The following is a 20,749-nucleotide window of genomic DNA, read 5'->3' as shown; positions in this document are numbered from 1 at the left end:
AGAGTCTGAATTCGACTCGGTTTTTCACGTCGGCGTAGCTCTCGCAAACGACTCGGTCAGTCCCCTCTCCCTCTGGGAGAGGGCCAGGGTGAGGGGCTTTTGATCTGCTTCAGTGTTTGAATTCGACTCGGTGTGCACGTCGGCGCAGCCCTCACAATCACCTCGGTCAACTCCTTCTCCCTCTGGGAGAGGACCAGGGTGAGGGGCTTTTGATCTGCTGCAGTGTTTGAATTCGACTCGGTGTGCACGTCGGCGCAGCTCTGGCAATCACCTCGGTCAATTCCTTCTCCCTCTGGGAGAGGGCCAGGGTGAGGGGCTTTTGATCTGCTTCAGTGTTTGAATTCGACTCGGTGTGCACGTCGGCGTAGCTCTGGCAATCACCTCGGTCAATTCCTTCTCTGGGAGAGGGCCAGGGTGAGGGGCTTTTGATCTGCTTCAGTGTTTGAATTCGACTCGGTGTGCATGTCGGCGTAGCTCTCGCAATCACCTCGGTCAATTCCTTCTCCCTCTGGGAGAGGGCCAGGGTGAGGGGCTTTTGATCTGCTTCAGTGTTTGAATTCGACTCGGTGTGCACGTCGGCGTAGCTCTCACAATCACCTCGGTCAGTTCCTTCTCCCTCTGGGAGAGGGCTAGGGTGAGGGGCTTTTGATTCTGCTTTGGGGGGTTGCGTGGAGAGCCTAAATTTTTTCCGCTGACTTCGTTTCTTCGACAGGCTCATTGCGCGTGGACGCGTGGGTGTTTCCAGAGCGGAGTCGTGCCAGCGCCGGTTTCGCTCTTTGGCATGTCGATCAGGAGCGAGCGTGATTATTTCCAGACAGTTAACCGGACTGACCTTGGCCGGCGTGTTTTTTGGGTTGAGTTGTTCAGCCCATGCGTTCAGCCCGGCCACGGATGTCAGCGCCGATATTCGCCGTACCGCTTTTGGGGTGCCGCATATTCGTGCGCAGGATGAGCGCGGGCTCGGGTTTGGCATCGGTTATGCCTATGCGCAAGACAACCTGTGCCTGCTGGCCAATGAGATCGTGACGGTCAACGGGCAGCGTTCACGTTATTTCGGGCCGGAGCAGTTCACGGTCGAGCAACGCGAAAACCGTGTCAGCGATGTGTTTTTTACCTGGCTCAACACGCCGCAAGCGGTCGATGCGTTCTGGCAGGCGCAGCCTGTGCAGGTGCGTGATCTGGTGGAAGGGTATGCGGCTGGCTACAACCGCTATCTGGGTGAGCGCCGGCAGCAAGGCTTGCCGCGACAATGTCAGGGCGAGTGGGTGCGTGAGATTACGCCGCAAGATCTGGTGAAGCTGACCCGTCGGCTGTTGGTCGAGGGCGGTGTTGGCCAGTTTGCCGAGGCGTTGGCTGGGGCGACGCCGCCGCAGGCGACCGCGGCGATCGCACATGATGTGCAGGCCTATCAGTTGGCCGATGCGCGTCAGCAACGCTTTGCTCTGGACCGTGGCAGTAACGCTGTTGCGGTGGGTAGCGAGCGTTCGTTCAACGGGCGCGGGATGCTGCTGGCCAACCCGCATTTCCCTTGGGTCGGTGGCATGCGTTTCTATCAGATGCACCTGACCATTCCCGGCAAGCTCGACGTCATGGGCGCTGCCTTGCCGGGTCTGCCGATGATCAATATCGGCTTCAATCAGCATCTGGCCTGGACGCACACGGTCGATTCGTCGAAACACTTCACCTTGTATCGCCTGCAACTCGATCCGAAGGATTCCACGCGCTATATGCTCGATGGCCAATCCCTGCCGCTGAACAAGCAGACCGTGACCGTGCAGGTCAAACAGGCTGATGGGCAGGTCGTGCCAGTTTCACGTGATGTCTACAGTTCGCAGTTTGGCCCGATCGTGCAGTGGCCGGGCAAGCTCGACTGGGACAATCAGTTCGCCTACAGCTTGCGCGATGCCAACCTCGACAACGATCGGGTGCTGAACCAGTGGTACGCGATGAATCAGGCCTCCACGCTTCAGGCGCTGCAGGATTCGGTGCACAAGATTCAGGGCATTCCGTGGGTCAACACCCTGGCCGTGGATGACAAAGGTCAGACGCTGTACATGAACCTGTCGGTGGTGCCGAACGTCAACGCCGAGAAGCTCGCCAAGTGCAGCGACCCGAGTATCGGTACGCAAATGATCGTGCTGGACGGCTCCAACAGCGCCTGCGCCTGGGACATCGACCCGCAAGCGGCGCAGAAGGGCATTTATGCTGCCAGCCAATTGCCGCAACTGCTGCGCAAGGACTTCGTCCAGCACTCCAATGACTCGGCATGGCTGGCGAACCCGGCGCAACCGCTCACCGGGTTCTCGCCGCTGATCAGTCAGGAAGGTCAACCGCTGGGCTTGCGTTCGCGGTTTGCTCTGGATCGCTTGAGCACGCTGAGTAAAAAAGGCCCGCTGGCGGTCAAGGATCTGCAGCAGATGGTGATGGACGATCAGGTGTACCTGGCGACTCAGGTGGTGCCGGATCTGCTGAAGTTCTGTGCCTCTGACCTCGGTGCCGACGCGCAGGCGCTGAAGCCGGTTTGCACCAGCCTCAAGGCATGGGATGGCCGCGCCAATCTTGATTCGGGTCTGGGCCTGATGCATTTCCACAACATCATGCAGGCTTTGCAGGCTTCGCCGGATGTCTGGCGGGTTGCGTTCGACCCCAAGGATGCGCAACACACGCCGCGTGGTCTGGCGGTCGAGCAGCTGGCGGTGGCCAAAGCACTGCGTGAGGCGATGCTGGCGTCGGTCGAATCGAGCACAAAAATGGGCCTCAAGCCGCAAACCCGTTGGGGTGATATCCAGGTCGTCAGCAGCGGCGGGCAACAGACGCCGATTCACGGCGGCCCGGGTACGTTGGGCATCTACAACGCCATCCAGAGCGTGCCGCGTGAAGACGGCAAACTCGAAGTGGTCAGTGGCACCAGCTACTTGCAAGTCGTGACCTTTGACGAAAACGGCCCGCACGCCCAAGGGCTGCTGGCGTTCTCGCTGTCGAGCGATCCGGCGTCGAAGTATTCGCGGGATCAGACCGAGGCGTTCTCGAAGAAACAATGGAGTGTGCTGCCGTTTACCGAACAGCAGATTGAGGCTGACCCGCAGTATCAGGTGCAGACTGTGCGCGAGACGCTGGACAAAGCAGGGAAGGTCGCCACGCAATAAACCCGAGCGTTAATCGCGTCGAGCCTGAAGGCCGCATCCTGCAAGGGCTGCGGCCTTCAGCTTTTTGGCGGCTGTTGCGGTATCGGGTTGATCACCGGGTTACCTTCCTTGTTACGGGTCAGGTAGACCGGCAGTACCTTGGGCAGGCTGTTGGCGAAGTTGTTCAGCTCTTTGATGTTGTAGATACCACCTACGCGGATCGCACCGGTACTGTTGTCAGCCAGCTCCAATGGATTGTTCAGATAACGGTTGATCAGGGGCAGCGCTTCGCTCAATGCGAGGTTATCCAGCACCAGTTTGCCGTTGCGCCATGCCAATGACGTGTCACCGGCGTAGGTCTGACTGATCTGCGGCATGTAGTCGCCCTGTTTGTAGCGCGCCTGCATCGACGGGCCGAGGCGCAAACCATCGCCTGGCAATGAGCGGTTGCTGGTGACCAGCACCGAACCTTCGATCAGATTCACCCGCACCTGGTCCTGATACATCCAGACATTGAAGCGCGTACCCGTGACGCGAATCCTGCCTTCGCCGGCGCGAACGACAAACGGGTGAGCCGTGTCGTGGCTGACCGTAAAGAACGCTTCACCTTGTTTCAGGGTGACGCGGCGTTCGTCCTTGTAATTGCTGAAGGTCAGGTCGGTGTTCAGGTTCAGTTCGAGTTGGCTGCCATCACTCAGCGTGACCTGGCGGACCGTATCGGTGGCGGCAAAATGCTGATAGCTGTCGGGCAGCCAGCCCAGACTCCAGCCGGTATACGCCGCCAGCGGCAACGCGAGCGCACAGACACCGGCGGCTACAGCGAATTGACGCCACGAGCGTGAAGGCTGAGGTGCAGGCATGACCGGAGCAGATGCCGGGCGCGGCAAATGTTCGGCCACGTCCCAGATTTCCAGCATGGCTTCATACTCGAATGCATGCAGGGGATGAGCGTCGTGCCATTGCTTGAATGCGCGACGTTCTTCTTCCGTACAGTCATCGGCGTGCACTCGCATGCACCAATGCGCGGCGGCATCGGTGATCGCATCGTATTCGGCTTCCGAGAGAGTGTCTTGGGTCATTGACTCGTCCTGATTTCGCCCATTCTAACCTTGTCGGGAAGTGACCGAGAACATCCGTCATGGCATTTACCCATCAAAGTGGAACTTATTTTTCCCTCAGGCACCCAAAAAGCAGGACGACAATGACCACTCTGTACAAATGGAGAAAAGAAATGATCAAGAAGACATTCGCAGCGTTGATTGCCACCGCCGGTTTGCTCAGCGCAGGCGCAGCGTTGGCCGATCGCCCGAGCGCTGGCTGGGTCACCATCGAAAAAGCCATCGAGATCGTCAAGACCAAGGCCGGTTACGTCGAGGTCTATGAGATCGAAGCCGACAACGACGGCTACTGGAAAGGCGAAGGACGCAAGGCTGATGGTAGTGTTTACGAGTTCCGCATCGACGGGGCATCGGGCAATGTTTTGCGCGACCAAAAGGATTGATCACGCTGTAAATACTTAGTGTGTTCGAAAAAAAGCGCCGGCCTCAGACCGGCGCTTTTTTTTGTGCCACTGGGCACGGTGACGCTTACCTGGAATTCGCCTGGCTTGATGTGGGCGCCGGCAACGGTATCGGTGCCGGTGGTGGATCCAGTTGCCTGCCCAATTCGCTGATAAGCAGCGCGATCGAGTCGGCGTTGGCCATCATCACGTCTATGCGCGCTTCATCAGCGAGTGGATTGCGAAACGCTTTGCGCGCCTCGGCAAGATTTCTCGTTTTGGTCAGGCTGAGCACTTTGTTGTAAGCCGTGGCTTGCTCCGGTAACTGACCCAGTTCCACCCACACTCCTTTCTGATTCTTGTCCGCGAATAACTGTGCCGGCGTGGTGGAGCGCGACAAAGACTTGCGATAGCGTTCCAGAACGGTTTTGAGCAGTTGACCGTCTGCAATGTTGGTATCGATAAGGTCCGGGTACGGACTCATTGCCTCTACGGAGACGAGGTCTTCGCTGTCGCAGATCAAATGCGACAGTTCGTGGAGCAGCGTGACCGCGCGAGCATGGGAGTCGACATTGAACCTGGGCGGCAAATAAGCGGTGTAGGTATCCAGTTTCGGATTGAAAAAATGTTCCGTGAAGTGCACGACCCTTCGCCTGTCTTCCTTAAACACAAAGGCCACCGTATCGTCGTCGTAGCGCGCATTGAGGCCCGCGAAAAAACGCTCGGTATAGAGCAAGTCATCTTTAGGGTCCGTCAGCTCCCGGCAAAGGGGCAGGATCACCTTCTCGATCTTCTTCAGCAACATGGGCGTCACCTGCGACACTTCGAAAAAGTCCCTCAGGACTCTTTCCACGCGAGTGCCGCCGAGATTGTCGCGGTGTACGACAAAGTTATGCAGGCAATTCAGCGCGTAAGTTCTCGCCCGCCCGACCGCCTGCTGGATCACGAACGCTCGGGCGGGGTACAAACGGTTGATTTCCGCCATTCCTCTGGCCTGGATAAGCATCAGAACTGAACAGTGCTGCTCAAGTCTGGTTTGCAGAGGCGCGCGCCTCTTCGATCGGCAGCGATGCACGGCCTGACCGACGGGGGCAAGCACCAGTCTTGTGTTTTTCTGTTCAAGCGCAGGTCCCAGCCCCCCGTCTTTCTTGCGCAAGTGCCACGTCTCTTCAGACAGGAGCACCGGATAGACCTTGCCGGCAATCGCCGCGTACTTGCGTGTATTCGACGCATCCGCATACACCAGTTTATTGGCTTCGAACTTGAGGTTTTCGAGTGCGGTGCTGGATTCATAAGGCTGTAAGTTGGCGCGAGAGGGTGTAACCGGCGGGACTTTTGCCCAGCGGCTGGCGACTTTTTCCGTCGTATTCTCCAAGGCTTGCACAACCTTTGGTCCTGGCGCCGGCGTTTCAGCGGCAAACTCGGCCGTCTCCGATTCTGCCTCTGCTTCCCAGGACAGACGCCCCAGGCTAAACAGCGAGATCGCCCCGGCGATAAAGCTTTTCAGAGCGTTGGCCCAATGATGATCCTGCAGGTTTTCGGCGGACTCCTTGAAGTCGTTGTAGCTTTTCCACAGAAAAAACAAAGAGGCAATTTTCCCCGGCAAGAGATGGGGAACCAGACGCACACCGTGACAGAACAGAGACTTCGCGGTCTCCCAATCGGCTTGTGCATTGATCTGCGGCTGGCATCTGAGAAGTTGCGGCAGCAGACTGAGCGTGTCCTTGTGCAAATGCTCCAGCAGATTGCCGCTGATGGGCGTGCTGTGAATTTTGATTTCACTGGTTTTGCCAATCGTCGTTTGCAGCAGGTTCTTGAAAACGGCCTGTTGCCCGGAAGGCAGGCGCCGGATGATCAGGTCCTGAAAATGCCCCGATGTATTCAAGGCCTCGACCAATTGCGCTTGGTTCTCGAATTCCCGAAATACGAAGCGCGAGTAGGGTGCGTAGAGCACGCGTGGCCCCGTATGTCCCGCGCCGGGGCCAATGACATAAAGTCCGAGGGTGTCAACGAAATCGGCACCGGAGGTCTTGATCAATGAAAGCGGGCAAGCGATGGCGTGCGCACCCTGCACCGTGGCGCGCGCTATGCCGTCCGGCATATCCAGCACTTGGCAAATGTAGTCGTACCCGGTTTCCGATAGCTGCTGTTGCAACTTCAAGGCATGCGCGTGCTGCATCAATTGCCAGGGCAACTGACGGAGGAAACGCGCTTTGCTGGTGCGTGCCGACTCGCTGTTGGCTGACAGCGAGTCGGTGACTTTTCGCGTGTAGGTGGTGGTGATGTCGAGGGATTGCAGCAGTTGCTGCACCGCCGACTGATCAAGCTTTGCCGGCAATGCGCTGGCGATTGTCGAGGCAACCTTGAAACCGGTGCCCTGCACGATGTTGTAGTGATGCAAGGCAAAGTCGAGCAGGTTGCAAGGCGGGCCTGCCAGCGTGAGATTCGGGGTGATCTGGATTTCCTGTGGCTTGAGGTCGGTACCCGGGAATCGCGCGTCGAGCAGAGTCTTCAGCGTTTGCTCGACATGGGTGGCCAACGCGGGGACGTCGTGGAGAAAATCCTTGCCCTCGATAACACTGCGCCGCACCTCATCCAGCAGTGCCAGTTGTGTGCGTTGTTCCGTGTCCGGAGCCATGCGCAACCAGTCGGGGAAATCCTGTTGACGGACGAAAGTCCGGGTCAGTTCGATGGCGCGGCGCAGATTGGTATCGATGGTCGTGTTTGCCATTTGCGTGAGGGAGTTCGCGAGGACGGACTTGTCCGTGATGCAAACGCGTAACGCCTCACAACGGGCCAGGAAATGGTCAATGGCCGATTGCATGCGATCATTCAACACGTCGCCTTCAATCAGTTGTAACGGGCCCAGTGTGTATTGTTGATCCAGTCGATAGTGTGCCGTTGGCAAATTTTCCAGCAGCGTCTGAGACTGGTTGTTGTTGTCCAGGCGCCGTTGCAATTGCTTTTGCGCAATGGCGATGTCGTCGAACGATTCCAGGCCCATGGCTGGCGTCCAGAGGATCACCCGTCCGGAATGCTCGGCGTCCATGCCTCCGCGCTCGGTCAACAGCACGCAATGCGCAAGCGGCAGTGCATCGCTTTTGCCTGCGCAGGTGAGGATCAACGACCAGGCATCTGGCCGAAAACCATTGAACGCCAGGCGATCCCTGCGTGTCGCGTGTTTTGCATCGAACACGGTCTCGACTATTTTCCGTTCGACCGTCAGCCAGGAACCGCTGAGATTTCTCACGTGCGCCTCGGCGCGCACGCCATCCTCAAAAGCCTGCGCCAGTTTCCATCGAATGCCTTGGAGAAACACGCGTTGTTCGGCGCTGCTCGCGGTCGGCTGGTCCTTGAAGTGACGGCTCAGATTCTCCTCGTCGCGTTCGAGTGTTATCGCCAGTTGCGCAGCCTTGTCGGCCTGCACCCGTGATGAGAGCGGCGCACTGGCAAACAACGGTCGGGTACTCCAGCGCTCGTTGACGTCGAGCTTGAGCAGGCGCTCATGAATCATCGAACGGATATCCAGCGCCTTGTCGAACAGCGCATGGATATCGGTCGTGCGCTCACTCTGACGGAAGAGCTGCAAGGCGAATTCAACGTTCTGCCGCTGCTTGGTGAGGATCGCTTCAAGCAGCGTGGCGATGATGTCGCCGCCGATGTTTTCCCCGGACACTTGAACCTGGGTAAAGCCGAGATAGCGATTGCGTTCCTCCAGGCTCATCAGTCCATACAGCTCGTCTTCATGGCCGGCCGCACTGAGTTTGGCGATCAGCGTCTGTTTCAGATCGGAGTAGTCGGTGAGGACTTGCAAGCCTTGGGTCGGGGTGTAGAGATAAGCCTTGTCATGGTTGATCATCAGCGAGCCGGCCAGTTCGACATGGGCGGTCGCCTCACGCAAGCACACGGTTTCGAAGTTGGGCCGTCGGAACGCCACCTTCGGCTCCCGGATCACGCTGTGCAGGGCGTCGAATTCGCTGGCGCAGAGGATTTCCGTTTCGCGCTTGAGCATCAAATCGGCACGCATTTGATCCTTCAACGCCTGGCTGAAGCACAGGCGTCTGGGCGAACCCTCGAATGCAGCGGCGTTCCAGTAGGCCTCTAGCTGTCGAAACAGCAGCATGGTCAGTTTCCCTGACGCAGACTTGATCGCATCGGCCCAGGCAGCCTGATCTCCCTCCTGGCTTGCGCGGGCCGGGTGGGAGAATTGCGCTGTCTGGCCGCGTGGCCAGCCCTGACGGCGAAAGTGCAGCAACAGCGCTTCACTCAATGACATCGAACGGATCCATTGCCTGATATCTCCGGCCAGCGGGGCGCTGTCGGGATAGAAATTGACGCGGGTGCGCGACTGCTGCAAACCGGCAAAATGCGCTTCGAGCAATTCGTCGAGAATCTTCTCCAGCAGGGTGGTGAGCGACGGCAGCTGTTTCAGTTCATCCAGCAGATCGCGGGCGCAGGTGTCCTGAGACTGGCGGATCGTGGCGCTTTGATCGTCAAAGACATCGCCTGCGATGGTTTCGCGGGTGAGGGTAATGCCGCGTTTCTCTACCAGTTCCTTGCGCAGCGAAACACTGAGAAAGGCCAACAGATCATCCGTTTCGTCAGCGTTGTCGAGGCGTGTCTGCAGGGCATCTGTCAGCGCTTTTTCATCGCTGTACTTTTTCAGACCGTCGTAAGGGGTGTACAAAAACACGCCACTGTCATCCGGCCCGGCGCTGAGTACAAAACTGCCGGGCAGCGGTACAGCCAATTGCTTGTCGGCGTTAAGCAGAATGCGTTCGGCCAGCATGGGCGGGGTTTGTTCGCTGCGCAGGGTGTGGGTTGCCAGCTGCACATGCGCGAGCCAGCTGAAATCTTTGCTGTTGAGGCCGTGCGTTCGACCTGGGTCGTCATGCTCACCCTGGAATTTGAGTATGTCGGGGAATAGCAATGGGCTGGACATCTTCGCAACTCTGAACGGGGACGCCTTGGGCGGGGAGTTCAAGAGTAGGCAGGCAGGTCGCCGTGCAGGCGGTACATAGTTACCGCACACATCGAGTTGAAATGTGCCATCGACCAATGCCCGCCATCGCCAATCGAAGGGTTGACAGCCAATAGCTCCGGCATGGTTAATCGGCGGGCAAGTCGTCCGTACGCTGTTGTTCCCTCCAATAATCATTCTGGAGCTTCAGATGTCTGCGCCACACGATCATGTGTCCTCTGCCGTCTCGTCCTCGTTGTCACTCGAAGCGCTGACGCAACTGCTTGAAACGATTTTTCTGCGCCACGGCACCTCCACCGAAGTCGCGCAAGTGCTGGCCGCCAACTGCGCCGGCGCCGAGCGCGACGGTGCCCACAGCCACGGCGTGTTCCGCATTCCCGGGTATGTCTCGACCCTGAACAGCGGCTGGGTCAACGGCCACGCGGTGCCGCAAGTGGAAGATGTCGCCTCGGGATTTGTACGTGTCGATGCCGGCAACGGTTTCGCCCAACCGGCACTGGCCGCCGCCCGGCCGTTGCTGGTGGAGAAGGCGCGTAGTGCCGGGATTGCCGTGTTGGCCATTCGCAACTCGCATCACTTTGCCGCGCTGTGGCCGGACGTCGAGCCCTTCGCCGATGAAGGTCTGGTGGCGCTCAGCGTGGTCAACAGCATGACTTGCGTGGTGCCGCACGGCGCCGACCGCCCGCTGTTCGGCACCAATCCGATTGCATTCGCGGCACCACGGGCCGGTGCTGCGCCGATTGTTTTCGATCTGGCCACCAGTGCCATCGCCCATGGCGACGTGCAGATCGCTGCACGCAAAGGCGAGCGGCTGCCGGCCGGAATGGGCGTGGACAGCCTCGGGCAGCCGACGCAGGATCCCAAAGCGATTCTCGAGGGTGGGGCGTTGCTGCCGTTCGGCGGGCATAAAGGTTCGGCGCTGTCGATGATGGTCGAGTTGCTGGCGGCCGCATTAACGGGGGGGAATTTTTCTTTCGAGTTCGATTGGGCCAATCATCCCGGGGCGAAGACGCCGTGGACCGGGCAATTGTTGATCGTCATCGACCCGAGCAAAGCCGCCGGGCAGAGTTTTGCCGAGCGCAGTGGTGAGCTGGTGCGGCAGATGCACAGTGTCGGCCTCAAGCGTTTGCCGGGCGATCGGCGGCATTGGCAACGCAGCAAATCGCTGGCTGAGGGCATCGTGCTGGATGCGCAGACGCTGGCGCAGTTGCGTGAACTGGCAGGCGCTTAAGTTTTCGCCAGGCATAAAAAAGGCGAACCCAGCAGGGTTCGCCTTTTTTGTGTGCCTGACTCAGCGACGACCGAGCAGCAAACCGACCACCAGGCCGAAACCGGCGGAGATCGCCACGGTCTGCCATGGATGACCGCCGATGTAGCTTTCGGTGGCGTCGACCGCCGGTTTGGTGCGATCACGTACGCTCGACACCGAGTCCAGCGCCTGCTGCAGTTTCAGGGCGATTTGTCCGCGCAGCGTTTCCGCTTCTTCGCCGACCAGTGAGGCGCTGCTCTTGAGCAGTTTGTCGGACTCTTCGATCAGAGCCTGAAGTTCGCTGAAGGCCTGATCCTTGATTTGATCTTCGGCGGCTTGCACGGCGGATTTGCGGGCCATTGGGTGACTCCTTGCAGTTGAATGGACAGTGATCAATGGAGTGTGGCGCTTGCTGAAAAGTTGCACTGAATTTAGGTCAGAAATAAAAACCTGCGCGGGAGATTTCCGTCGAGCGTGTAAGATGTCGCCATTTTACGCAGCAGGATAATTCCCCATGAGTTTCAATCTGGCCGAAAAATCACTCGCAGAGCGCGCTGCGCTGGAAGACGAGAAATCCCGTCTGTTCGAACTCTGGCAGAACAATCTGGGCAAAGCCAAAGGCGAAGCCGCGCGTTTGTTCGGCGAGCGCGGCAAGCGCAAAGGCAAGTGGGCCGAGTGGGTCCGCGCGGAACTGGACGGCATGTCGCCGCCGGAGTTCGCCAACATGGTGCGCAGTGAAGTCAATCGCTTGATGGCCGCCAACAAGTAACACTTCAAGTGAACGTCGCAGCAATCGCCTCGCGGACTTTGACCACCACCGGATCGATCTGCGTGCTGGTGCGCCAGCCCAGTTCGATCGGGTAACGCGGCAGCTGCAGCGGGCAGGGCAGCAACGTCAGGCCGCTGAGCGCGGCGATACTTTCAGCGGCATGCGTCGGTATTGTCGCCACCGCCCGACTGCCCTTGAGCAGGTACGGCAGCGCGGCGAAATGCGTGGTCGAAGCGCACACCCGCCGACTCAGGCCCAGCGCCGCCAGGCCCTCATCGGTAATCCCGATAAACCCGCCAGACGACACCAGAATGTGCTCGCGGGCGACGAACTCCTCAAGATCGATTTGCTGCTGGCCGGGCGCCAGGCTCGCCGGATCGACCAGACACGCATATCCTCCTTCGCCCAACACCTGACGGCTGAGCAAGCGCTCGGCAAAGCCCCCGGCAGTGATCGCCAGGTCGATGCTGCGCTCCATCAGGGCGCGGGCGACGATCTGACTGTGGGTCTGACGAAAGATCAAGCGCAACTTCGGTGCGCTGCGGGCAATTTCCTCGATCAGGCGGCGACCGTAGGCAATCTCGAAGTCATCCGATAGGCCCACGGTGACTGAGCGACCGTCGTACTGATTGGCCGCCGGATCAACCATTGCCAGGCTTTGCCGGCACTTGTTAAGCGCTTCACTGACCACCGGTTTCAATTGATTGGCCTTGAGCGTCGGCGCCAAGCCGCGTCCGGTACGCACGAACAGTTGATCGCCATAGACCTCGCGCAACCTGCGCAGCGCGGCACTGACCGCCGATTGCGTCACGCCCAGACGCAACGCCGCGCGGCTGGCGCTGGACTCTTCATGCAGCGCTTCAAAGACTTTCAGCAGATTCAGGTCGACCGTTGCGATATTCATTTGGCTCATATCATTCAGCAGTGAATGGGGCTTTATTCATGATCGCGTGGCCCCGCAGAATCGGCAACCACTGAACCTGATGGAGTGATGGCGATGGCCAAATCAATTGTTGCTGCGTTGCAAATCGGCGCCTTGCCCGAAGGCAAAAGCGCGACCCTGGAGCAGATTCTGAGTTGGGAAGGCGCGATCATCGAGGCCGGCGCGGCGCTGGTGGTGATGCCGGAGGCGCTGTTGGGCGGTTATCCGAAAGGCGAGGGCTTTGGCACGCAGTTGGGTTATCGCCTGCCCGAGGGGCGCGAAGCCTATGCCCGATATTTTGCCAATGCGATCGATGTGCCGGGTGCCGAAACGCAAGCGCTCGCCGGTCTGTCGGCGCGCACCGGAGCCAATCTGGTGCTTGGCGTGATCGAACGCGCGGGCAGCACGTTGTATTGCACGGCGTTGTATTTCGATCCGCAGGCAGGCCTGGTTGGCAAACACCGCAAACTGATGCCCACCGGCACCGAGCGGCTGATCTGGGGCAAGGGCGATGGTTCGACCTTGCCGGTATTCGACACGCAGGTTGGCAAGCTCGGTGCGGTGGTGTGCTGGGAAAACATGATGCCGCTGCTGCGCACGGCAATGTATGCCAAAGGCATTGAAGTCTGGTGCGCGCCGACCGTGGATGAACGCGAGATGTGGCAGGTCAGCATGCGCCACATCGCCCATGAAGGCCGCTGCTTTGTGGTCAGTGCCTGTCAGGTGCAAGCGTCACCGAATGAACTGGGCGTGGAGATTGCCAACTGGCCGGCGGATCGCCCGTTGATTGCCGGGGGGAGCGTGATTGTCGGGCCGATGGGCGACGTGCTGGCCGGGCCGTTGCGGGGTGAGGCGGGGTTGCTCACGGCGCAAATTGACACCGATGAACTGGTGCGTGCGCGCTATGACTACGATGTGGTCGGGCACTACGCGCGGCCGGATGTGTTTGAGTTGTCGGTTGATGAACGGGCCAAACCGGGCGTGCTTTTCAACGCATGACTCCAGCCTGATAAAGAACTTGTGGGAGCTGGCTTGCCAGCGATGAGGCGGTGTCAGTCGACTTTGATGGCGCCTGACACACCGCCATCGCGGGCAAGCCCGCTCCCACAGGGTTTTTCAGTGTTTTCGAAAGCGAATTTTTCAGTGGCGCTCCAGCCATTCCTCGCACGTGATCTCCCAGATTTCCCGAGGGAAACGCCCACCGACAAAATCATCTTCATCGGTCCGGATCAAGCGCATCCCCGCGCGCTCCGAGAGCCTGCGCGAGCCAATATTCGGCGCCGCTTTCGGTCTTTAAGAACGCCGCAGGCCAACGCATGTTCACCAGGTCGCGGCACGGGCCTTGGGCAGGCTGAGTTTGCCGCTGTCGACGAAGCGCATGGTGCCAAACAGGCCGCCGGCGAGTTTGCCGCGCAGCACGTACGGCAGGTTATCGAGGGTTTGCGTCTGGCTCAGGCCCAGTGTCTGGCGCAGGACCGAGAATGCCGAGATGCTGACCGGCACGCTGACAATTGTTTCAGAAAACCGTGGGATCGAACCGCTCTGATCGCTCACGCCGGACGCCAGCGAATGGCCGTTGACCTCCAGATCCAGCGCGATGCCGTTGTAGTCGATGGCCGTCTCATTGGGGTTCTGTACGCGCAACTTGATGGCGAAACGCACTTCCAGGTCCTGGCTTGGCAACGGCTCGAGGCCGACTACGTTGATGTTCACCGGATCACGGTTGGGGAATAGCGCACAGGCGCTGAGGGACAGCAGAAGCAGTGACAGAATGACGGCTTGGAAACGGCGCATAAACGGTCTCTCAACAAAAAGGGCTGAACCGTCATCGGCTCAGCCCTTTCTTTTAGAGGCCAGACGTCAGCGGTTCAACTGTGCGACAGCCGCCGCTGGGGCAGGTTCACCTTTGGCCGGCATGTCCGGGTTTTCCATGACCTGAAGAATAGAAGCTTCCGGGTCGAAATCGTCTTCTTCCAGCTCAATGAATTCTTCCGGCAGGAAGATGTTCAGCACGATAGCGCACAACGCGCCGACGGTGATCGGCGATTCGAAAATGTTGCGCAGCGCTTGCGGCAGTTCGCGCAATACTTCTGGCACTGCCGCGATGCCCAGGCCCATGCCCAGCGAAATCGCCACGATCAACATGTTGCGCCGATGCAGACCGGCCTCGGCGAGGATCTTGATCCCGGCCACCGCCACAGTGCCGAACATCACCAGTTCGGCGCCGCCGAGTACCGGTTTCGGCATCAGTTGCAGCACCGCGCCGATCATCGGGAACAGCCCCAGCAGCACCAGCAGACCGGCAATGAAGAAGGCCACGTAACGGCTGGCCACGCCGGTCAACTGAATCACGCCGTTGTTCTGCGCGAAGGTCACCATCGGCATGCTGTTGAACACTGCAGCCATGGCCGAATTGAGGCCGTCGGCGAGCAGGCCGGATTTGATCCGGCGGATGTACAGCGGGCCTTTGACCGGTTGCCGGGAAATCATCGAGTTGGCGGTCAGATCACCCGCAGCTTCCAGCGGCGACACGAGGAAGATCACCGCCACCGGCACGAACGCCACCCAGTCGAAGTTGAACCCGTACTTGAACGGCACCGGCACGTTGACCAGCGGCACTTCGGGCATCGAGGCAAAATCCACCGTGCCCATCAGCCAGGCGACCACGTAGCCGAACGTCAGGCCGATAACGATCGCGCCCAAGCGCAAAAACGGCACGTCGACGCGGTTCAGCACGACGATGGTGCCGATCACCAGAGCCGCCAGAAACACATGACTGGCTGCGCCCAGATCAGGCGCGCCGAAACCGCCAGCGATGTCGGTCATCGCCACTTTGATCAGCGACAGGCCCATCAGCGTGATGATGGTGCCGGTGACTACCGGGGTGATCAGCATGCGCAGTTTGCCGATGAACTGGCTCAGCACCACTTCGATGAACGCGGCGAAAAAGCACACGCCGAAGATCGTCGAGAGGATTTCATCGGTGCCACCACCGCGCGCCTTGACCATGAAACCGGCGCTGAGAATCACGCTGATAAAGGAAAAACTGGTGCCTTGCAGGCACAACAAGCCTGAGCCGACCGGGCCGAAACGCTTGGCCTGGACAAAGGTGCCGAGCCCGGAGACGAACAACGCCATGCTGATCAGGTAGGGGATTTCACTGTGCAGACCGAGGGCGCCGCCCATGATCAGGGTCGGGGTGATGATGCCGACGAAGCTGGCCAGCACGTGTTGCAGCGCGGCAAATACGGTGGCGGTCAGGTGCGGACGGTCGTTGAGGCCGTAGATCAGGTCGTTGTTGCGCGGGGCTTTTTCAGAGGCGGTCATGGTGTTTTGCGCGCCGCGAGGCGGGGCCGGGTCAGAAAATGGAGGCGCAGAATGCCGGAAGAGGGCGGCGAGGGCAACGAGCAATAACTGCCTGAAAGGTCAGGTTTTATTGCTCGCTACCACCTTGCTCCTGCCATTTTCTGACACCAGCCTCTGCTAAGCTCGAACATCTTTTCCCTCCAGAGCCTGCCCATCGTGTCGCGTACCACTCGTCTTTTGACTTTGCTGCAAGTGCTGCGCGGCAAGAAGCGCCCGGTGACGGCGGCAACCCTGGCTGCCGAACTGGAAGTGTCCGAGCGCACGCTCTATCGCGATATCGCTGAACTGACTGCACTCGGCGCGCCGATCCATGGCGAGGCGGGGATCGGTTATGTGTTGCGCAGCGGCCTGTTTCTGCCGCCGCTGATGCTCAATGCCGACGAAACCGAAGCCATCGTCCTCGGTTTGCGTTACGTCGATCAGCGCGGTGACGAATTCCTCGGCAAAGCAGCAGCGGATGCGCTGGCGAAAATCGCCGCCGTGCTCGATCCGCAGGCCCAGGAAGCGTTGCGCAATCCCACGGTGATGCCGGGCCCGTCGGGCTATGGTTTTCCGCAAAACGCCGTGCCGCTGAACGTGTTCCGCCATGCCATCCGCGACCAGGCCAAACTGCACATCGATTACGCCGACGCGCAACAGGTGCCCAGCCAGCGGCTGATCTGGCCCTTGGCGCTGGGCTTTCTCAATGAGGTGCGGATCATCGTCGCGTGGTGCGAATTGCGCAGTGCCTACCGCACCTTTCGCACCGACCGCATCAGCGCGGCCAGCCGTCAGGGCGAGGGTTATCCGGGGCGCCGCAGCGATCTGTTGCGCACCTGGCGCGAGCAGATGCAACTGGACGAAAGCGGGCGTTTCACTCCTGACAAAAACTGACGCAACGCTGTTTTAGGATGCTCGCAGAACCACACAAAAAAGGAGCTGCAACCATGTCCCATCCCGTCTCTGCACTGGCGCCGGCGATCGCTGCGTATATTGATGCGGCCAACGCGCGCGATACCTCGCGGGTCGGCAGTTTTTTTGCCGAGGATGCCAACGTGTTCGACGAGGGCCAGCATCAGGTCGGCCCCCAAGCCATCGCGCAATGGATGCACGACACCGGGCAACGCTATCAGCCTCGGGTCGAAGTGCTGGACGTGCAACAGCGCACCGGCAAGGTGCTGGTGCACGGGCTGATTTCCGGAACCTTCCCCGGCAGCCCGGCGCAGTTGCGCTACACGTTTCGCTTGAACGAGCAGGGGAAAATCGCCCGACTGGATATATCCCTGTAACCGTCGTGGCATACTGCCGCGCATGACTTTCGACTCTCCTCTCAGCGCCTGGCAACACGCCGTGCAACACAAGGGCTTCATCCAGGATGAAGCCCAGGAACATGCAGTCTGGGCACTGCAAAAATGCCATGAAGCGCTGCACGCCGGTGCCCGTTCGGTCAGCGGCGTTTATCTGTGGGGGCCGGTCGGGCGCGGCAAGACCTGGCTGATGGATCAGTTCTATCAGAGTCTGCGGGTGCCGGCGCGACGCCAACACTTTCATCACTTCATGGGCTGGGTGCATCAGCGCTCGTTCCAGCTGACCGGGATTGCCGATCCGTTGCGCGCGCTGGCCAGGGAGCTGGCGGCCGAGGTGCGGGTGTTGTGCTTCGATGAGCTGTTCGTCAACGACATCGGTGACGCGATCATTCTCGGTCGGCTGTTTCAGGTGATGTTCGATGAAGGCGTAGTCATTGTCTGCACCTCCAATCTGCCGCCGGATGAGTTGTACGCCGACGGCTTCAATCGCGACCGCTTTGTACCGGCGATTGCCGCGATCAAGGCGCATATGCAGGTGGTTGCGGTGAATGGCGCCGAGGATCATCGCTTGCATCCGGGGGCCGGCCTGCAACGCTACTTTGTCGCCACATCTGCGGTGAGTGCGCTAGAGGAAGTCTTTCAGGCATTGACTGCCGGGCAACGGGCCAGCGCCGAACCGGTGGCGGTCGGTCATCGCCAGTTGAACGTGGTGCAGGCCAGTGAAACGGTGTTGTGGTGCCGCTACGCCGATCTTTGCGAGCAGCCGTTCGCCGCCATGGATTTCATCGCGCTGTGCGACCGCTACACGGCTATTCTGTTGAGCGAAGTACCCAATCTCAGCGCACAGAAACGCGAAGGGCGCATCGCGCGCGGCACCGAAGACGCCGCGCAGCGAGTGGTGGCCGGTGACCGCGAGTTGCCGCAATTGTCGGTTCACGACGACGGCGTGCGGCGTTTCATTGCGCTGGTCGACGAGTGCTACGACCGCAAGGTGCCGCTGTACATCGAAGCGCAAGTACCCATGGATGTGCTGTACACCGAGGGTTATCTGGAATTCCCGTTCCGCCGCACCCTCAGTCGCTTGCAGGAGATGCAGCTGCAGCGCTTTGCCGAAGCTTGAGTGAAGAGGGCGCCGACATGAGCCAAGCGTTATCCCATCATTTGCTGACCATGGCTTACCAGAATGCCTGGGCCAATCATCGTTTGGCCAAGGCCTGGTCGCAGCTCGGCGCGGCAGAGCTGGCGGCACCGCGGGTGAGCTTTTTCCCGAGCATTCGTCTGACCCTCAATCACATCCTCACATGCGACTGGTTCTACGTCGATGCGCTGGAGCGCGAATTGCGTGGGGCCGAGCCGCATCCCGACTGCTACGTGTTTTTCAATGTCGACGAGCCGTTTACCGGCGGCCTGCAACTGCGCGAAGAGCAGGCTCACGTTGATCGACGCCTGATCGCCTATTGCGAGCAATTGCGCGATACCGATCTGGCCCGCATCGTCACCATCGCCCGCGATACGCCGCAGCATGACAGCCGTTTGCGCATGCTTTCGCACCTGTTTGAACATCAGATTCATCACCGTGGGCAGGTGCATGCGATGCTCAGTGACACAGCGGTAAAGCCGCCGCAGCTGGATGAGTTTTTCTGTGTCGGTGAGAGCAGTCTACGCGCCGGGGACTTTGCCGAACTGGGCTGGACTGAAGCGTTGATTTGGGGCCACTGACGAAGCAAAAAATCAAAAGATCGCAGCCTTCGGCAGCTCCTACACCCGATTATTTGTAGGAGCTGCCGAAGGCTGCGATCTTTTGATCTTTTGATCTTTTGATCTTTTGCATTTGCGGGTTGCCCGTCCGATCACCCCCGCGCTAAGGTCAGGCAGCCTTTCAGTGCGCACTTTGCGCGCCGGGGCTTTTGTGTTCGGGGATGGAAATGGATTCCGCAGAGATTCTTGTACTTCAGGCCAGCTACAGCAATCCAACGCACGCCGAGGCCATCGGTATCGTGCTCAACCATTACGCAGAAGACCCGATGGGCGGCGGTCGTTCGCTCGACCCTGAGCTGCTGCGCCGGCTGCCCGAAGAACTGGCCCGGCGAGCGCATGCGTTCAGCGTGCTGGCCTTCGTCGGCGGTGAACCGGCCGGGCTGGTGAACTGCTTTGAAGGGTTTTCCACGTTTGCCTGCAAACCCTTGGTCAACATCCACGACGTGGCGGTGGTCGGCCAATTTCGCGGCCTCGGTCTCAGCCAGAAAATGCTGCAGAAAGTCGAGGAAATTTCTCGCCAGCGCGGTTGCTGCAAAATCACCCTCGAAGTGCTGGAAGGCAACGCCGTGGCGCAGAACGCTTACAGCAAATTCGGCTTTGCGCCGGGCATGTTCGACCCGGATTACGGGCGCATGCTGTTCTGGATCAAGAATCTGCAAGCCTAGAAGCCCCTCACCCTAACCCTCTCCCAGAGGGAGAGGGGACTGACCGAGGTGTTTGGGCGAGATACGCCGACCTGAAACATCAAGCCGAACTCAGGTTTTGAAAAGCACACAAAACAGCTCCTGTGTCTTGGGAGAGGGGACTGACCGAGGTGTTTGGGCAAGATACGCCGACCTGAGACATCGAGCCGAACGCAGGTTTTGAAAAGCATGAAAATCGGCTCCCTTTCCCCCTCGCCCCTTTGGGGAGAGGGCTGGGGTGAGGGGGGTGGATCTTGCTGACCCAACCCAATCTGCGAACTCGCGACAGCATAAGGTCGAACACCCCGCTCAATGCCCATAAAAAAGGCGCCCCAATCAGGGCGCCAAACTGTCTTCTTCCAGGCCAGAGCGGAGCCACGGAAGGTCCATCGGTTGCTCGGTCAATCTCAGTCGCGATACGACTCGGTCACCTGCGCCGTCTGATCGGCGGGAACGCGAATTTCTTTCGCGTTGGCGTCGCTCTTCTGCTCGCTCTGGGCGTGGTGAACCGGGAAATTGTCGTAGTAATAACGCATACGCTCAGCGCCGCCCTCGGCAAAAACGCTGGCAGAGCCCAGGGCAAACAGCCCGGCAAGGATTACGGTGATGATTTTCATGGTGCCTCCTACTGAACAAGTGGGAGCCGTTCGTCCATGAAGCAGATCTCGGAAAAGAGTCTGGGAGGCATGAATTAACGCGGGGTTAACGCCCGTTCAGTGTAGGTTTTGCAGCATGTTGCGGGGCGATATCAGACAGGCGCGGCGCACATCAAACGAAGGTGCGGCGCGCCTTGAAGGTAGAGGTCAGAGCTTCCAGTCAAGCCTCAGACCCGCAACCGAATCTGTCGCCCCAGCACATCCATTACGTCACAACCATCGCGGAGCAACATCGCCGCCGCATGGGCCAGTTGCTGCACATCAGCACCCTTGGCAGACGAAATATCCAGGCTGGCCAGACTTTCCATCATCTGCGTCACCGCCAGAAACCGACTGGCCGCACTGTTGTGCAAGACATCCAGCGGGGCTTCGCTGGAGACCAGCAATACTGGAATGCTGTCGTCGTTGTGGGTCATGGAAATGTGCGCACTCATGCTTCACCTCCGGCCTGCGCGA

The 20,749-nt window shown here is 59.5% G+C and carries 18 protein-coding genes and 1 pseudogene; 10 read left to right on the top strand and 9 right to left on the bottom strand.

Features of this window, described 5'->3' with window-relative positions; genetic code table 11:
- Positions 1-800: 800 nt before the first annotated feature.
- Positions 801-3,146: a bifunctional acylase PvdQ gene (gene pvdQ, locus QZR14_RS27715; RefSeq protein ID WP_311998285.1), complete on the top strand. Its 2,346-nt coding sequence runs from the start codon at positions 801-803 to the stop codon at positions 3,144-3,146.
- A gap of 56 nt (positions 3,147-3,202) precedes the next feature.
- Here pvdQ and QZR14_RS27710 read toward each other — a convergent pair whose 3' ends face one another.
- Positions 3,203-4,204, bottom strand: a complete 1,002-nt coding sequence (locus QZR14_RS27710) for a FecR family protein (RefSeq protein WP_311998284.1) — start codon at positions 4,202-4,204, stop codon at positions 3,203-3,205.
- A 152-nt stretch (positions 4,205-4,356) separates the two neighbouring features.
- Here QZR14_RS27710 and QZR14_RS27705 point away from each other — a divergent pair, with 152 nt between their 5' ends.
- A complete protein-coding gene (locus QZR14_RS27705; RefSeq protein ID WP_250605003.1) occupies positions 4,357-4,626 on the top strand; it encodes a PepSY domain-containing protein in 270 nt (89 codons plus the stop codon).
- An 85-nt stretch (positions 4,627-4,711) separates the two neighbouring features.
- Here the strand turns inward: QZR14_RS27705 and QZR14_RS27700 are convergent, their stop codons facing one another.
- A complete protein-coding gene (locus tag QZR14_RS27700) occupies positions 4,712-9,565 on the bottom strand; it encodes a dermonecrotic toxin domain-containing protein (RefSeq protein WP_311998283.1) in 4,854 nt (1,617 codons plus the stop codon).
- A 229-nt stretch (positions 9,566-9,794) separates the two neighbouring features.
- Here QZR14_RS27700 and QZR14_RS27695 point away from each other — a divergent pair, with 229 nt between their 5' ends.
- On the top strand, positions 9,795-10,835 hold the full coding sequence (locus QZR14_RS27695; RefSeq protein WP_311998282.1) for an Ldh family oxidoreductase: 1,041 nt from the start codon (positions 9,795-9,797) through the stop codon (positions 10,833-10,835).
- 60 nt (positions 10,836-10,895) lie between these two features.
- Here QZR14_RS27695 and QZR14_RS27690 read toward each other — a convergent pair whose 3' ends face one another.
- On the bottom strand, positions 10,896-11,213 hold the full coding sequence (locus tag QZR14_RS27690) for a DUF883 family protein (RefSeq protein WP_016982860.1): 318 nt from the start codon (positions 11,211-11,213) through the stop codon (positions 10,896-10,898).
- Between the two features lie 154 nt (positions 11,214-11,367).
- Here QZR14_RS27690 and QZR14_RS27685 point away from each other — a divergent pair, with 154 nt between their 5' ends.
- The gene (locus QZR14_RS27685; RefSeq protein WP_311998281.1) at positions 11,368-11,622 is read left to right on the top strand and encodes a hypothetical protein; all 255 of its coding nucleotides are present in this window, start codon (positions 11,368-11,370) and stop codon (positions 11,620-11,622) included.
- A 4-nt stretch (positions 11,623-11,626) separates the two neighbouring features.
- On the opposite strand, the gene QZR14_RS27680 is transcribed toward QZR14_RS27685, so the two are convergent.
- A complete protein-coding gene (locus tag QZR14_RS27680) occupies positions 11,627-12,535 on the bottom strand; it encodes a LysR family transcriptional regulator (RefSeq protein ID WP_311998280.1) in 909 nt (302 codons plus the stop codon).
- Positions 12,536-12,619: 84 nt separating this feature from the next.
- On the opposite strand from QZR14_RS27680, the gene QZR14_RS27675 reads away from it, so the two are divergent.
- Positions 12,620-13,543 carry a carbon-nitrogen hydrolase family protein gene (locus QZR14_RS27675; protein WP_311998279.1) on the top strand — a complete coding sequence of 308 codons (924 nt, stop codon included), beginning with the start codon at positions 12,620-12,622 and terminating at the stop codon, positions 13,541-13,543.
- 141 nt (positions 13,544-13,684) lie between these two features.
- Here the strand turns inward: QZR14_RS27675 and QZR14_RS27670 are convergent.
- The 3 genes and pseudogenes from QZR14_RS27670 to QZR14_RS27660 form a co-directional block, all read right to left on the bottom strand.
- A pseudogene (locus QZR14_RS27670) lies at positions 13,685-13,834 on the bottom strand (GNAT family N-acetyltransferase); the annotation flags it as partial.
- A 30-nt stretch (positions 13,835-13,864) separates the two neighbouring features.
- On the bottom strand, positions 13,865-14,338 hold the full coding sequence (locus QZR14_RS27665) for an LEA type 2 family protein (protein WP_311998278.1): 474 nt from the start codon (positions 14,336-14,338) through the stop codon (positions 13,865-13,867).
- Positions 14,339-14,404: 66 nt separating this feature from the next.
- Entirely contained in the window at positions 14,405-15,871 is a 1,467-nt protein-coding gene (locus QZR14_RS27660; protein ID WP_311998277.1) for a nucleobase:cation symporter-2 family protein, read from the bottom strand.
- Positions 15,872-16,066: 195 nt separating this feature from the next.
- On the opposite strand from QZR14_RS27660, the gene QZR14_RS27655 reads away from it, so the two are divergent.
- The 5 genes from QZR14_RS27655 (at position 16,067) to QZR14_RS27635 (ending at position 19,619) form a co-directional block, all read left to right on the top strand.
- Entirely contained in the window at positions 16,067-16,783 is a 717-nt protein-coding gene (locus tag QZR14_RS27655) for a helix-turn-helix transcriptional regulator (protein ID WP_311998276.1), read from the top strand.
- A gap of 53 nt (positions 16,784-16,836) precedes the next feature.
- Positions 16,837-17,178 carry a nuclear transport factor 2 family protein gene (locus QZR14_RS27650; protein ID WP_123450045.1) on the top strand — a complete coding sequence of 114 codons (342 nt, stop codon included), beginning with the start codon at positions 16,837-16,839 and terminating at the stop codon, positions 17,176-17,178.
- A gap of 22 nt (positions 17,179-17,200) precedes the next feature.
- Complete coding sequence (gene zapE / locus QZR14_RS27645) at positions 17,201-18,316, top strand: cell division protein ZapE (RefSeq protein WP_311998275.1); 1,116 nt, start codon at positions 17,201-17,203, stop codon at positions 18,314-18,316.
- 17 nt (positions 18,317-18,333) lie between these two features.
- Positions 18,334-18,915, top strand: a complete 582-nt coding sequence (locus QZR14_RS27640) for a DinB family protein (protein WP_311998274.1) — start codon at positions 18,334-18,336, stop codon at positions 18,913-18,915.
- A gap of 206 nt (positions 18,916-19,121) precedes the next feature.
- Complete coding sequence (locus tag QZR14_RS27635; protein WP_250605021.1) at positions 19,122-19,619, top strand: GNAT family N-acetyltransferase; 498 nt, start codon at positions 19,122-19,124, stop codon at positions 19,617-19,619.
- A gap of 425 nt (positions 19,620-20,044) precedes the next feature.
- Here the strand turns inward: QZR14_RS27635 and QZR14_RS27630 are convergent, their stop codons facing one another.
- Together QZR14_RS27630 and QZR14_RS27625 are read right to left on the bottom strand one after the other, a co-directional pair.
- A complete protein-coding gene (locus tag QZR14_RS27630) occupies positions 20,045-20,254 on the bottom strand; it encodes a hypothetical protein (protein WP_250605023.1) in 210 nt (69 codons plus the stop codon).
- Between the two features lie 206 nt (positions 20,255-20,460).
- Positions 20,461-20,727: a short-chain dehydrogenase gene (locus QZR14_RS27625; RefSeq protein WP_311998273.1), complete on the bottom strand. Its 267-nt coding sequence runs from the start codon at positions 20,725-20,727 to the stop codon at positions 20,461-20,463.
- Positions 20,728-20,749 lie beyond the last annotated feature (22 nt).

Origin of the sequence: Pseudomonas sp. rhizo66, from assembly GCF_031931925.1 — a bacterium.
GTDB lineage: Bacteria > Pseudomonadota > Gammaproteobacteria > Pseudomonadales > Pseudomonadaceae > Aquipseudomonas.
This window is presented reverse-complemented; position numbering and strand designations above follow the sequence as displayed.

What these genes read in the sequence shown, in the direction of transcription:
- QZR14_RS27650 (WP_123450045.1), top strand. Translation starts at nt 16,837, where the DNA reads ATGTCCCATCCCGTCTCTGCACTGGCGCCGGCGATCGCTGCGTATATT.
- QZR14_RS27640 (WP_311998274.1), top strand. Translation starts at nt 18,334, where the DNA reads ATGAGCCAAGCGTTATCCCATCATTTGCTGACCATGGCTTACCAGAAT.
- QZR14_RS27675 (WP_311998279.1), top strand. Translation starts at nt 12,620, where the DNA reads ATGGCCAAATCAATTGTTGCTGCGTTGCAAATCGGCGCCTTGCCCGAA.
- QZR14_RS27635 (WP_250605021.1), top strand. Translation starts at nt 19,122, where the DNA reads ATGGATTCCGCAGAGATTCTTGTACTTCAGGCCAGCTACAGCAATCCA.
- QZR14_RS27665 (WP_311998278.1), bottom strand. Translation starts at nt 14,338, where the DNA reads ATGCGCCGTTTCCAAGCCGTCATTCTGTCACTGCTTCTGCTGTCCCTC.
- QZR14_RS27690 (WP_016982860.1), bottom strand. Translation starts at nt 11,213, where the DNA reads ATGGCCCGCAAATCCGCCGTGCAAGCCGCCGAAGATCAAATCAAGGAT.
- QZR14_RS27695 (WP_311998282.1), top strand. Translation starts at nt 9,795, where the DNA reads ATGTCTGCGCCACACGATCATGTGTCCTCTGCCGTCTCGTCCTCGTTG.
- zapE (WP_311998275.1), top strand. Translation starts at nt 17,201, where the DNA reads ATGACTTTCGACTCTCCTCTCAGCGCCTGGCAACACGCCGTGCAACAC.
- QZR14_RS27630 (WP_250605023.1), bottom strand. Translation starts at nt 20,254, where the DNA reads ATGAAAATCATCACCGTAATCCTTGCCGGGCTGTTTGCCCTGGGCTCT.
- QZR14_RS27680 (WP_311998280.1), bottom strand. Translation starts at nt 12,535, where the DNA reads ATGAGCCAAATGAATATCGCAACGGTCGACCTGAATCTGCTGAAAGTC.
- QZR14_RS27710 (WP_311998284.1), bottom strand. Translation starts at nt 4,204, where the DNA reads ATGACCCAAGACACTCTCTCGGAAGCCGAATACGATGCGATCACCGAT.
- QZR14_RS27625 (WP_311998273.1), bottom strand. Translation starts at nt 20,727, where the DNA reads ATGAGTGCGCACATTTCCATGACCCACAACGACGACAGCATTCCAGTA.
- QZR14_RS27685 (WP_311998281.1), top strand. Translation starts at nt 11,368, where the DNA reads ATGAGTTTCAATCTGGCCGAAAAATCACTCGCAGAGCGCGCTGCGCTG.
- QZR14_RS27660 (WP_311998277.1), bottom strand. Translation starts at nt 15,871, where the DNA reads ATGACCGCCTCTGAAAAAGCCCCGCGCAACAACGACCTGATCTACGGC.
- QZR14_RS27705 (WP_250605003.1), top strand. Translation starts at nt 4,357, where the DNA reads ATGATCAAGAAGACATTCGCAGCGTTGATTGCCACCGCCGGTTTGCTC.
- QZR14_RS27700 (WP_311998283.1), bottom strand. Translation starts at nt 9,565, where the DNA reads ATGTCCAGCCCATTGCTATTCCCCGACATACTCAAATTCCAGGGTGAG.